Annotated in this window: 11 protein-coding genes; 8 read left to right on the top strand and 3 right to left on the bottom strand. The window is 60.4% G+C overall.

The features are described 5' to 3' along the window. Nucleotides 1-21 precede the first annotated feature (21 nt). The gene (gene clpA, locus GO499_RS14095) at nucleotides 22-2,340 is read right to left on the bottom strand and encodes an ATP-dependent Clp protease ATP-binding subunit ClpA (RefSeq protein ID WP_161862769.1); all 2,319 of its coding nucleotides are present in this window, start codon (nucleotides 2,338-2,340) and stop codon (nucleotides 22-24) included. A 398-nt stretch (nucleotides 2,341-2,738) separates the two neighbouring features. Further along, entirely contained in the window at nucleotides 2,739-3,506 is a 768-nt protein-coding gene (gene gloB / locus GO499_RS14090; protein ID WP_161862768.1) for a hydroxyacylglutathione hydrolase, read from the bottom strand. Between the two features lie 32 nt (nucleotides 3,507-3,538). Here gloB and GO499_RS14085 point away from each other — a divergent pair, with 32 nt between their 5' ends. From GO499_RS14085 to GO499_RS14050, 8 genes are all read left to right on the top strand, one after another. Beyond that, a complete protein-coding gene (locus tag GO499_RS14085; protein WP_161862767.1) occupies nucleotides 3,539-4,354 on the top strand; it encodes a class I SAM-dependent methyltransferase in 816 nt (271 codons plus the stop codon). A 237-nt stretch (nucleotides 4,355-4,591) separates the two neighbouring features. Continuing rightward, the gene (locus tag GO499_RS14080; RefSeq protein ID WP_161862766.1) at nucleotides 4,592-5,617 is read left to right on the top strand and encodes a TRAP transporter substrate-binding protein; all 1,026 of its coding nucleotides are present in this window, start codon (nucleotides 4,592-4,594) and stop codon (nucleotides 5,615-5,617) included. Nucleotides 5,618-5,958: 341 nt separating this feature from the next. Further along, on the top strand, nucleotides 5,959-6,525 hold the full coding sequence (locus GO499_RS14075) for a F0F1 ATP synthase subunit delta (RefSeq protein ID WP_161862765.1): 567 nt from the start codon (nucleotides 5,959-5,961) through the stop codon (nucleotides 6,523-6,525). A gap of 1 nt (nucleotide 6,526) precedes the next feature. After that, nucleotides 6,527-8,059 (top strand): F0F1 ATP synthase subunit alpha, encoded by a 1,533-nt coding sequence (gene atpA, locus GO499_RS14070; protein WP_161862764.1) that lies wholly within the window; start codon nucleotides 6,527-6,529, stop codon nucleotides 8,057-8,059. Between the two features lie 27 nt (nucleotides 8,060-8,086). Beyond that, nucleotides 8,087-8,965 (top strand): F0F1 ATP synthase subunit gamma, encoded by an 879-nt coding sequence (locus GO499_RS14065; RefSeq protein ID WP_161862763.1) that lies wholly within the window; start codon nucleotides 8,087-8,089, stop codon nucleotides 8,963-8,965. A gap of 17 nt (nucleotides 8,966-8,982) precedes the next feature. Then, entirely contained in the window at nucleotides 8,983-10,407 is a 1,425-nt protein-coding gene (atpD, locus tag GO499_RS14060; RefSeq protein ID WP_161862762.1) for a F0F1 ATP synthase subunit beta, read from the top strand. 51 nt (nucleotides 10,408-10,458) lie between these two features. Then, nucleotides 10,459-10,842, top strand: a complete 384-nt coding sequence (atpC, locus tag GO499_RS14055; RefSeq protein ID WP_161862761.1) for an ATP synthase F1 subunit epsilon — start codon at nucleotides 10,459-10,461, stop codon at nucleotides 10,840-10,842. Nucleotides 10,843-10,852: 10 nt separating this feature from the next. After that, the gene (locus GO499_RS14050) at nucleotides 10,853-11,866 is read left to right on the top strand and encodes a hypothetical protein (protein WP_161862760.1); all 1,014 of its coding nucleotides are present in this window, start codon (nucleotides 10,853-10,855) and stop codon (nucleotides 11,864-11,866) included. On the opposite strand, the gene GO499_RS14045 is transcribed toward GO499_RS14050, so the two are convergent. Further along, nucleotides 11,851-12,864: a ribose-phosphate pyrophosphokinase gene (locus GO499_RS14045; RefSeq protein WP_161862759.1), complete on the bottom strand. Its 1,014-nt coding sequence runs from the start codon at nucleotides 12,862-12,864 to the stop codon at nucleotides 11,851-11,853. The genes GO499_RS14050 and GO499_RS14045 overlap by 16 nt on opposite strands. Nucleotides 12,865-12,919: the final 55 nt, after the last annotated feature.

Raw genomic sequence — 12,919 nt, 5'->3', positions numbered from 1 at the left:
TCTATTGCCGACGCGGCAATTTTACTCCGCCGTAAGCAGAGGCGGCTTCTTGCTGGTGATCCGCGGTGCGCCCGGTTCCTCGATCCGGAGGTCGAGTTTGTTGTCCTTCACGCCGACCTGCACGACACCTCCCTTGGCGAGCTTGCCAAAGAGCAGTTCCTCGGCCAGGGGCTTCTTGATGTGCTCCTGGATTACGCGGCCGAGCGGGCGGGCGCCCATGCGGTCGTCATAACCCTTGTCTGCCAGCCATTCAGCGGCCGGTTTGGTGAGCTCGATGGAGACGTTGCGGTCCATCAGCTGGGCCTCGAGTTGCAGCACGAATTTCTCCACCACCTGCAGGATGACCTCTTTCGGCAGGGCGCCGAAGCTGATCACCGCGTCGAGGCGGTTGCGGAATTCGGGGCTGAACTGGCGCTCGATCGCGGCCTGATCCTCACCCTCACGGGTCGTGCGGCCGAAGCCGATGGCGGATTTGGCCAATTCAGCGGCGCCGGCGTTCGACGTCATGATCAGGATCACGTTGCGGAAATCGACCGTGCGGCCGTTGTGGTCCGTCAGCTTGCCGTGGTCCATGACCTGCAACAGGATGTTGTAGACATCCGGGTGCGCCTTCTCGATTTCGTCGAGCAGCAGCACGCTGTGCGGGTGCTGATCGACCCCATCCGTCAGAAGGCCACCCTGATCGAAGCCGACATAGCCCGGAGGTGCGCCGATGAGCCGGGAGACCGCGTGCTTCTCCATATACTCGGACATGTCAAAGCGTAGCAGTTCCACACCAAGGGTGTCCGCAAGCTGCTTGGCGACTTCCGTCTTGCCCACGCCGGTAGGGCCGGCGAAGAGGTAGTTGCCGATGGGCTTTTCGGGCTCCCGCAATCCGGCGCGGGAGAGCTTGATTGCGGAAGACAGGGCCTCGATTGCTGTATCCTGACCGAAGACGACGCGCTTGAGTGCGCCCTCCAGATCCTTGAGCACTTCGCTGTCGTTCTTCGAGACATTCTTTGACGGAATGCGCGCGATCTTGGCTACGACTTCCTCGATATCCTTGGCACCGATTGTCTTGCGGCGCTTGGAATCCGGCACGAGGTGCTGGGCCGCACCGGCCTCGTCGATCACGTCGATGGCCTTGTCGGGCAGTTTGCGATCATGGATGTAGCGGGCGGACAGGTCCACTGCCGTGCGTATCGCCTCATTCGTGTAGCGAATGTCGTGGTGCTGTTCGAAGTAGGGCTTCAGGCCGCGCAGGATCTTGATGGCGTCATCGACCGTGGGTTCATTGACGTCGATCTTCTGGAAACGGCGGGCGAGCGCCCGGTCCTTCTCGAAGTGCTGGCGATATTCCTTATAGGTGGTGGAGCCCATGCAGCGCAGTTTGCCGCCCTGCAAGGCGGGTTTCAGGAGGTTGGAGGCGTCCATTGCTCCGCCGGAGGTGGCGCCAGCACCGATCACCGTGTGGATCTCGTCGATGAAGAGAACGGCATCGGGATGATCCTCCAATTCCTTCATCACGGCTTTCAGCCGCTCCTCGAAGTCACCGCGATAGCGGGTGCCGGCGAGCAGGGCGCCCATGTCGAGCGAATAGATGACGGTCTCGGACAAGACGCCGGGCGTGTCGCCGTTGACAATCTTGTGGGCGAGGCCTTCGGCGATGGCGGTCTTGCCAACGCCGGGATCGCCCACGAGGATGGGGTTGTTCTTGCGACGACGGCAGAGAACCTGGACGCAGCGCTCCACTTCATGGTCGCGGCCGATGAGCGGATCAACGTCACCCTTACGGGCCTTGGCATTGAGGTCGACACAATATTTCTGGAGCGCGGTTTCCTCCGCCTCCTTGCCGCCGGTTTCCGCCTGATCCGCAACTTCTTCAGCACCCTGCACGGGCCGGCTCTCACCGAAGCTGGGATCTTTCGCGACCCCGTGGGAGATATAGTTGACCGCGTCGTAGCGCGTCATCTCCTGCTCCTGCAGGAAGTAGGCGGCATGACTCTCGCGTTCCGCGAAAATGGCGACGAGCACATTGGCGCCGGTGACCTCGGTACGGCCCGAACTCTGCACGTGAATCGCCGCGCGCTGGATCACGCGCTGGAAGCCAGTTGTGGGCGCGGCCTCGGAACCGTCGATGTCGGAAACCAAGCTCTCAAGCTCTTCGTCGAGGAATTTCGTCAGCGTGCCGCGAAGTTCATCGAGGTTCACGCCGCAGGCATTCATCACGCGGGCCGCATCGGTCTCGTCGACCAGAGCCAGCAGCAGGTGTTCCAGCGTCGCCAGCTCATGCCTGCGTTCGTTGGCGAGGCCAAGGGCCTGGTGAATGGCGGATTCCAGCGTGCTCGAAAAAGAAGGCATTGCTTCTCTCCTCATTCTCATCGCGGAGGGGGGATACCCGGTGCGATGGGTCAGTGTGCGACCTCAATACATAATTTCGGGTTTATTCCGTTCGCTTCAAGGCAATTTTTTGCGCCTGAGCCATTGGTCGGAAGGTTTGCCGGATTTACAGGCAGAACGACGCAAAAAAAATCAGACTGTCAACACGGCGGATCCCTGATTACAGGGTCAATATGTGAGCGGAAAACGCTGCTGACAAGAGCGGCGTCCGGAAATTCCGCGGTTGTCACGAGCCCCGCGGCGTGGCGGGAGCCCGGAGTGAATGCCGGCAGGTGTGTGACGCGGGCAACAGTTCTTGCCCGGTGCGAATACCGGCTGTCATGAATGTCAGCGTTCGCACGGAGTGCGTCTGCGCGTTGTCAGAAGTTGTCCTTGCGCTTGCGGATTTCCGCGAAGACCTCGACATCCGTGGCATCTTCCATGTCGAGATAGGCACGGATGTCCGGGTCGGCTGCACGCAAGAACGGGTTCGTTTCCTTTTCTTCCGCCAGAGTTGATGGCACGGTCGGCTCGTGCACGGCGCGCGCAGCGGCGACGGCGTGGGCGCGGGCTTTCAGCGCTTCGTTCCCGGGGTCGACGGTAAGCGCGAAGCGGGCATTCGCCTCTGTGTATTCATGGCCGGAGCAGACAGTGGTGTCGTCCGGCAGGGTCGCGAGTTTCGAGAGGCTTTCCCACATCTGCGCTGCGGTGCCTTCGAACAGGCGGCCACAACCAAGCGCCATGAGGCTGTCGGCGGTGAAGACGGCAGAGGCTGCGGGCATGTAGAATGCAATGTGGCCGACGGTGTGCCCGGAGACGTCGATCACCTGCACCGGGTGGCCGGTAACTGTAATCTTGTCGCCTTCGGCAACAGCGACATCGAGAGCGGGCAGACGGTGCGCATCCGCCTTGCCGCCGACGACCTTCGAGCCGTAGCGCTGACGCAGTTCATCGACGCCTTCGACATGGTCGGGATGGTGGTGGGTGATGAGAATGGTGTCGAGGTTCCAGCCTTTCTCCTCCAGCGCGGCGATGATCGGCGCGGCCTCGGGTGCATCCACCAATGCGGTCTCGCCTGTGTCCTCATCGTGGATGAGAAAGGCGTAGTTGTCTGTGCGGCAGGTGATGGTTAGGATCGTCGGAGCCATTTGAACCTCCTTGGGCGTAGCATGAGGGCTGTATGCATCTCGACGTAGTTGATCTGCGGGCGTTTTACTACCGTACCAAGCTCGGGAGGGTGGCTCAGCGCAACCTTCAGGCGGGATTGAAGCGGCTTTGGCCGGATACGCGCGGTATGGTCGTGGCCGGTTTCGGCTTCGCCGCACCCTTTCTGCGGCCTTTCCTGGCGGATTCCGAACGGGTGATGTGCCTGATGCCCGGCCAACAGGGTGTGATGCCGTGGCCACCGGGAGAGGCGAACCACTCCGCGCTGGTGGAAGAGACGAGTTGGCCGCTGCCTGCCGGATACGTGGACCGGCTGATCGTCGCGCACGGCCTGGAAACCTGTGAGCGTGCGGATGCGTTGCTGGCGGAAATTTACCGCGTGCTGGCGCCGGGCGGCAAGGTGATCTTCATCGTGCCGAACCGTGCCGGAGCCTGGGCTCGGCGCGATGCGACGCCTTTCGGTTATGGCCGGCCTTATAGTTTCGGGCAGGTCGAGACGTTGCTGCGGGGACACAACTTTTTGGCGGAGCGGCATGCAGCGGCATTGTACTCACCGCCGAGCCACAAACGTTTCTGGCTACGGACCGCAGGAATCTGGGAACGGCTGGGACTGAAAATGGATGCCCAGATCTTCGCGGGCGCACTGATGGTAGAGGCCACCAAGCAGGTCTACGCGACACCCAAGCGCGGCACGCCGGTTACCGTGCCGGGGCCGCTCGAGGTGCTGGAGGGTCTGACCAAGCCGAAACCAAAGCCCGCACTTGGCAGAGTTCTGCCGTTCCCCAAGTCGGCGATGCGGCGGAAACCCCGTGAGCGATCGCCGGCTGGATAAATCACGCGGAGTGCCAAATTCCACCATTCGGCACATTTTTCTGTAGGATGTCTTGGGCAAATGCAGCGATATTCGCAAATTCCCGATTACAGGGTATTGTTTTTTGAAACGTTGCAGTTGAACCTGCGGGCAGGCTGGCGGACAACGCTTCGCCTTCGCTCAAACCGCCCTCGCGGCAGGCGACAAGCCCGATAAACGGGCGGTGACAAAACGATTGAAAACACTAGGGAGACCAAAATGAAATCCATTACCAAGTCGCTTCTGGCGACGACAGCGGCATTCGGGCTGGCTGCACTTGCCGGTGTCGCATCGGCGCAGACGACAACGTTGCGCATCCAGACGCACTACGCACCCGAAACGCCCTCTGGCCAACTGGCGGCAGAATTCGTCGACAACGTTCAGACCATGTCCGGCGGAGATATTGCCATCGAAATGTTCTATGCCTCCTCCGTGGTGAAATCCGTCGAGACGTTCGACGCGGCGGCGACCGGCATTCTCGATTGCGACATGACCGGTGGCGCTTACCAGACCGGGAAGAACCCTGCATTCCAGTTCGTTGGCGATATCATGGGCGGTTACGACACTCCGTATCAGCAGCTGAGCTGGCTGTATTACGGTGGCGGTCTGGAAGCGGCGCAGGAGCTCTACAACAAGTACGATATGCAGCTCGTCGGCTGGTGGCTTTACGGCCAGGAAAGCCTAGCCTCGTCCAAACCGATCCGCACGGCGGAAGACTTCAAGGGCTGGAAATTCCGTTCGCCCCCGGGCATGGAAACCAAGATCTTTGAAAAGCTCGGCGCATCGCCGATTGTCATGGACTTCACCGAGATCTTCACGGCGCTGGAAACCGGGATTATCGACGGTGCCGACGCTTCTGGCCTCGCCAACAACCAGGGTCTCGGCCTGTATGATATCGTGAAACATGCCAACTATCCCGGTTTCCACTCGATGCCGTCCGATCACCTCGCCTGCAACAAGGAGGTCTGGGACGGTATGCCCGAGGCGCATCGCCGGATCATGAACGTGGCGATGGAGAGCCTTGCCCTGCGCACGGCGCTGACCTTCGAGAAGAAGAACGCGGAAGCGGCGGCCGAACTTCAGGAACAGGGCGTGACGCTCTACAACTGGGCCGAGGAAGACCGTCAGGCGTTCCGTGATGCGGCGCAGGCCTCCTGGCCCGAGTTCGCGACATCACCGGAAGCCGAAGCCCTGGTCGAGAGCCACATGGGCTACCTGCGGCAGCTCGGCCTCGTGAAAGAATAACGCCTTATTGATACACCGGCGGGCGATTGCGCCCGCCGGACACATCCAAGACATACTGACATAGTAGAAACGGCATAACTATCGGGCTCACCGGGCCGTATCTGCGCCGAAGATTCGCCGATCTTCACTTGTTGCAACAAAATGAAATGCGCAAAGCGTCGCAGGTGGATGTGATCTCGGCCAAAGCGCTTGCTATATTGGTCTCTGCTTTCCTCTTCGTTCCGCCATGCGTGCTTGCCACATGACAGAGGCTCTGCTATCACCGCGCCGATTTCATCGGGTGTGGCGACGCATCCGCACGGCTGGTTTGCGAAGACGATCCGGCTTCAACCACAAACGGGGTGAACGTGTCAGATACCGCTTCTCTTACATCCGGGATTGCAGGCCGCTACGCCACGGCACTGTTCGAACTGGCCAAGGACGCCAAAGGTATTGACGGGCTGGAGGGTGACATCGAGGCACTGTCCGCCGCGCTGGACGAAAGCGCGGATCTGAGGGACGTTATTTCCTCACCGATCTATACCCGTACCCAGCAGGGTTCCGCGATTTCGGCAATAGCCGAGAAAATGGGGCTGGGCTCGCTCGTCGCTAACACACTTGCGCTGATGGCGAGCAAGCGCCGCCTGTTCGTATTGCCGGCCATGATCAAATCGGTCCGCGGCCTGATCGCACAGGAGCGCGGTGAGGTGACGGCGGAGGTGCGTTCCGCCAAGGCGCTGAGCGATGAACAGAAAAAGGAACTCGCCAAGGCGCTCAAGTCAGCCATTGGCCAGGACATCAAGATTGACACGACCGTGGACGAAAGCCTGATCGGTGGACTCGTCGTCAAGGTCGGTTCGCGGATGATCGACACATCCATTCGCGCCAAACTCAACAAACTTCAAAATGCTATGAAAGAGGTCGGATAATATGGCGATCCAAGCTTCAGAGATTTCTGCGATCCTCAAGGACCAGATCAAGAACTTCGGCCAGGATGCAGAGGTGGCTGAAGTCGGCCGCGTGCTGAGCGTGGGCGACGGGATCGCGCGTGTGCATGGGCTGGACAACGTGCAGGCTGGCGAGATGGTCGAATTTCCCGGCGGTATCCGGGGCATGGCTCTGAACCTCGAGATCGACAATGTGGGCGTCGTGATCTTCGGTTCCGACCGTGACATCAAGGAAGGCGATACCGTCAAGCGCACGAACTCTATCGTGGACGTTCCGGTGGGTAAGGGCCTGCTTGGACGCGTAGTGGACGGTCTCGGCAATCCCATCGACGGCAAGGGCCCGATCGAAGCGACTGAGCGCCGCGTTGCGGACGTCAAGGCGCCGGGCATTATCCCGCGTAAATCCGTGCATGAGCCGATGTCGACCGGCCTGAAGGCCATCGACGCGCTGATCCCCATCGGACGCGGCCAGCGCGAGCTGATCATCGGTGACCGCCAGACCGGTAAATCCGCCGTTGCACTGGACACCGTGCTGAACCAGAAATCTGTGAACGACACGGACGACGAGAGCAAAAAGCTCTACTGCGTCTATGTGGCCATCGGCCAAAAGCGCTCCACCGTTGCGCAGCTCGTCAAGAAACTCGAGGAAACGGGTGCGATGGAATACTCCATCGTTGTTGCCGCTACAGCGTCCGAGCCGGCGCCGATGCAGTACCTGGCTCCGTATTCCGCCACCGCGATGGCCGAGTTCTTCCGCGACAACGGCATGCATGCTCTGGCAATCTACGATGACCTCTCCAAGCAGGCCGTCGCCTACCGCCAGATGTCCCTGCTGCTGCGTCGTCCGCCGGGCCGCGAAGCCTACCCGGGTGACGTTTTCTACCTTCACTCCCGTCTGCTGGAGCGTTCGGCGAAGCTGAACGAGGACAATGGGTCAGGCTCCCTGACGGCGCTGCCGATCATTGAAACACAGGGCGGCGACGTGTCGGCATTTATTCCGACCAACGTGATCTCGATCACCGACGGCCAGATCTTCCTGGAAACCGAACTGTTCTTCCAGGGCATCCGTCCTGCCGTGAACACCGGCCTTTCCGTTTCCCGCGTTGGTTCCTCTGCCCAAACGAAGGCGATGAAATCGGTTGCCGGCTCCATCAAACTGGAACTGGCGCAGTATCGTGAGATGGCGGCCTTCGCACAGTTCGGTTCCGATCTTGACGCCGCGACGCAGCGCTTGCTGAACCGTGGTGCGCGCCTGACGGAACTGCTGAAACAGCCTCAGTATTCGCCATTGACCACTGCCGAGCAGGTCATCGTGATTTACGCCGGTTCCAACGGCTACCTCGACAAGATCGCCGTGGATGCCGTGGGCCGCTACGAGAAGGGACTTCTGAACCTTCTGCGCAACAGCCACGCCGACCTGCTGGCCGACATCACCAACAATGACCGCAAGGTTGCCGGTGATCTAGAGGAAACGATCAAGGGTGTTCTCGACGCTTACACCAAAGATTTCGCCTGAAGCCGGACAGACTAGGGAGACCGGCACATGCCGAGCTTGAAGGACCTGAAAAACCGGATCGAAAGCGTGAAATCCACGCGGAAGATCACCAAGGCCATGCAGATGGTGGCTGCCGCCAAGCTGCGGCGGGCCGAAGAGGCTGCCGAGGCCGCACGGCCCTACGCGGCACGGATGGACGCGGTGCTTGGCAACCTTGCCAAGGGCGCCGCGAACAGTCCCTCTGCCCCCCTGTTGCTGAAAGGCACGGGATCGGATCAAACGCACCTTCTCGTTGTCGCCACGGCGGAACGCGGGCTGTGCGGGGGTTTTAACACCTCGATCGTCAAGCTGGCACGACAGGAGGCTCAGCGCCTTCTGGCTGAGGGCAAGACAGTCAAGATCCTGACAGTTGGCAAGAAGGGTCGTGAGCAGCTTCGTCGCGACCTGAAGGAACACATGATCGGCCACATTGACCTCTCCGAGGTGAAGCGGGTCGGCTACGAGAACGCCTCTCAGATCGCGAACGATATTCTGGCGCGCTTTCACGCCGGAGAGTTCGATGTCTGCAAGCTGTACTTCGGCCGCTTCGTCAACGTAATCAGTCAGAAGCCGACCGAAATCCAGCTCATTCCGGCGACTTTCGACGCGAGTGAAGATGAAGCTGGCGCTTCGGTGAATTACGATTACGAGCCGGAAGAAGATGCGATCCTCGCGGACCTTCTGCCGCGCTCCATCGCTACGCAGGTGTTCACTGCCCTGCTTGAAAACGGCGCCTCCGAACAGGGCGCGCGTATGTCGGCTATGGACAACGCGACGCGCAACGCGGGCGAGATGATCGACAAGCTGACGATCCAGTACAACCGCTCGCGGCAGGCCGCGATCACGAACGAACTTATCGAGATTATCTCGGGCGCCGAGGCGCTCTAACGAGACGGAGACGAGAAATGGCAAACGCAAAGGGTAAAGTCACACAGGTGATCGGCGCGGTCGTCGACGTTCAGTTCGACGACCATCTTCCCGAGATCCTGAACGCACTTGTGACGGACAACAACGGCAACCGGCTGGTGCTGGAAGTCGCGCAGCATCTGGGTGAGAACACTGTTCGTGCCATCGCGATGGATGCGACGGAAGGGCTTGTCCGCGGCCAGGAAGTGATCGACCAGGACTCACCAATCACCGTTCCGGTGGGTGACGCAACGCTCGGTCGGATCATGAACGTCGTTGGCGAGCCCATCGACGAGAAGGGCGCCGTCGAGGCGACAGAGCGCCGCCCAATTCACGCGGAAGCTCCTACGTTCGAACAGCAGGCGACCTCTTCCGATATCCTTGTTACGGGCATCAAGGTGATTGACCTTCTGGCTCCCTATTCCAAAGGTGGTAAAATCGGTCTGTTCGGCGGTGCCGGCGTTGGCAAGACGGTTCTGATCCAGGAACTGATCAACAACATCGCCAAGGTGCACTCCGGCTACTCCGTGTTCGCGGGCGTCGGCGAGCGGACCCGCGAGGGCAACGACCTCTACCATGAATTCATCGAAGCCGGCGTGATCAACGCCGAGGACCTGACGAAATCCAAGGTGGCACTGGTGTTCGGCCAGATGAACGAGCCGCCGGGTGCGCGTATGCGTGTGGCTCTGTCCGGCCTGACGATGGCCGAGCAGTTCCGTGATCAGTCGGGCACAGACGTTCTGTTCTTCGTGGACAACATCTTCCGTTTCACACAGGCAGGCTCCGAAGTGTCCGCCCTTTTGGGCCGCATCCCCTCCGCTGTGGGCTATCAGCCGACGCTGGCGACCGACATGGGCCAGATGCAGGAGCGCATTACCTCCACCAAGGCCGGCTCGATCACGTCCGTGCAGGCGATCTACGTGCCTGCGGATGACCTTACCGATCCAGCACCTGCGACCTCCTTCGCCCACCTCGACGCCACGACGACGCTGTCGCGCGCCATCTCCGAGCTTGGTATCTACCCGGCCGTTGACCCGCTCGATTCCACGTCGCGCCTGATGGATCCGTTGATCCTCGGTGAGGAGCACTACACGGTGGCCCGTGATGTGCAGGGCGTGCTGCAGCGCTACAAGTCGCTTCAGGACATCATCGCCATTCTCGGGATGGACGAGCTCTCCGAGGACGACAAGCTGACGGTGGCACGCGCTCGGAAAATCCAGCGTTTCCTGTCCCAGCCTTTCGACGTTGCGCAGGTCTTTACCGGTTCGCCCGGTGTGCAGGTCCCGCTTGAGGACACGATTTCTTCCTTCAAGGCGGTTGTCGCCGGCGAATACGATCACCTGCCCGAAGCGGCCTTCTACATGGTTGGCGGCATCGAGGACGTGAAAGCCAAAGCCGAGAAAATGGCCGCGGAAGCAGCCTGATGACGTTGGGGGCCCTCGGGCCCCCGGCATGGCAACAAGGAAACCTGACGCATGCATCTTGATATCGTGACACCCGAGCGGCAGCTGCTTTCGGCGGAGGTCTCCATGGTTCAGATCCCCGGCATGGAAGGGGATATGGCCGTGATGGGCAACCACGCGCCGACGGTGACGACCTTGCGGCCGGGCATTCTGACGGTGACGTCGGGCGAGGGTACGCAGGAATACGTCGTAACGGGTGGATTTGCCGAGATTTCCCCCGAAGGCGCGTCCGTGCTGGCGGAGCAGGCGGTCCTGCGTTCGGAGTTCAGCCCGGAAATGCTGTCTGGCCTCGTAACGGAAGCTCGCGAGTCGCTTGAAATCGCCGATCCATCTGCGAAGGCAGCCGTGGCACAGCGGATCAACGATTTCGAGACGTTGTCTGCCCGCGTGAGCTGAGGGCAGGAGCGTGTTCGACACGCTCTACTGCCACATCGGGGCGCACAAGACCGCCACGACTTCCATCCAAAAATCTTTGATGGCGAGCAAGGATGCCCTTGCTCGCCACAATTTTTGGTTCGTGCCAGACCGTGGCGGCGTGTTGGCACATTTCGCGGACAATCCGATGCGCGTCTATCCGGATATGGTACGGCGGCGCGGTCTGGCCTACATGGACGGTTGGGGCCAACGAGCTGTCGATGTCATGACGGTTGCGTCGGAGCGAGGCGGTGCCGCGATCTTCAGCACGGAAGAGGCGCTTTTCCTGCGTTCGGAAGAAATCGGCAGGATGGCAGCGTTCTTCGGGAGAATCTCCCGCAAGGTTGTCGTTCTTTACTACGTCCGCCATCCGCTGAGCCGTCTGCCATCCATGCTCACGGAAATGGTAAAGTCCGCGGGGGCGACGATCGACACACCGCTCGAGCGGTCGCTGGAGGATTATGAGCAGGTGCTGTCACCCTGGATTGCCGCCTTTGGCCGGCAGGCTGTGCAAGTTCGTCCCTTTCATCCATCGCTCTGGCCGAAGGGCGGGCCGGTAGCCGAATTTTGCGGAGCAATCGGCGACGATTCTCTATTTGCGGAGCTTACGGTGGTGCGCACGAATGAAGGGCTTTCGCAGGGGGCCTTGTTGATCAAGAGCGCTATGAATGCTCGCGGCGGCGATCTCAGCCACAACAAGCCGCTTCTGGATCTGCTGGCGTCGATCGGCGGCCCGAAGGCGTCAGTTCCGAGGGAAAGGCTGGAGGCCTTGGCTCCTTTGATCGAGCGCAACCTGGCCTATTTGCGAGAAACGTTCGGCGTGGAATTGCCGGAACCGGAGTTGCAGGACCACGTGGTCGATCGCAACGTCATTTTCGACGACAAAACGCTGGCCGACATCGGTGCAGCTTTGAAAGCCGCACTGGATGAACAGGCGGACCTGCGCGAGAAACTGCGCAGGGCGCGTCAACGGAACCGAAAGTTACGCGATCAGGCGGCGGGGTAGGCCGCTTCGTAGATGGGGGCGAGCGACGAACGATCGAATAGCGATGAGACGGACGTGCCGTTGGCAATATTCTGGATTGCCTGCGCGAACATCGGGGCGGTGGGAATGATGCGGATGTTCGGTGTGTCGAGGATCGCCGCTGTCGGCTGGATGCTGTCGGTGATCACGAGGCTCTTCATCGCCGATTTGGAGATACGTTCCACAGCCGGACCGGAAAGGACGCCGTGACTGATGTAGGCGTGAACTTCTTTCGCACCGGTCTCCTTCAGCAGGTCGGCAGCCTTGCAGAGTGTGCCAGCGGTATCGCAGATGTCGTCAACGATAATGCAGCTGCGGTCCTTCACTTCGCCGATCACCGTCATCGCGGCGATTTCACCCGGTGCGGCGCGACGCTTGTCGACAATGGCCAGATCCGCGCCGATTCGCTCCGCCAGTTCACGGGCGCGTCCCACACCGCCAACATCAGGTGAGACGACGGTGATCTCTGACAGATTCTTGAAATGATGCTGGATATCGAGCGCAAAAACGGGCGCGGCGTAGAGGTTATCCACCGGAATGTCGAAGAAGCCCTGAATCTGGGCTGCGTGCAGATCCATCGTTAGCACCCGCTCGATCCCGGCTTCGGTTATCAGGTTAGCCACGAGCTTTGCGGAAATCGGTGTGCGGGCCTTGGTGCGGCGGTCCTGCCGCGCATAACCAAAATAGGGAATGACAGCGGTGATCCGTGCGGCGGAGGAACGGCGCAATGCATCGGAAATGATTAGCAATTCCATAAGGTTATCGTTCGCAGGATTGGATGTGGACTGGATGATGAACATGTCTTCACCACGGACATTCTCAAAAACCTCAACGAAGATTTCAGCGTCGTTAAACCGCTCCACCCGAGCATTGCAGAGTTGGACCTTTTCGCCGCGATGAAAGCTCATCCTGCGGGCGACGGCCGACGCGAGTTCCTTGTTCGAATTGCCGGAAATAAGCTTTGGTTGCTTCGCGTTCATCGTCGGTCCTCTGCTACCGCCCACCACAACCGCGCCTTAGCATCCCCGATGGGAA

This window comes from Algicella marina (assembly GCF_009931615.1).
Lineage (GTDB): Bacteria > Pseudomonadota > Alphaproteobacteria > Rhodobacterales > Rhodobacteraceae > Algicella > Algicella marina.
The sequence above is the reverse complement of the archived record's forward strand: the minus strand, read 5'-3'. Positions and strand labels throughout refer to the sequence as shown.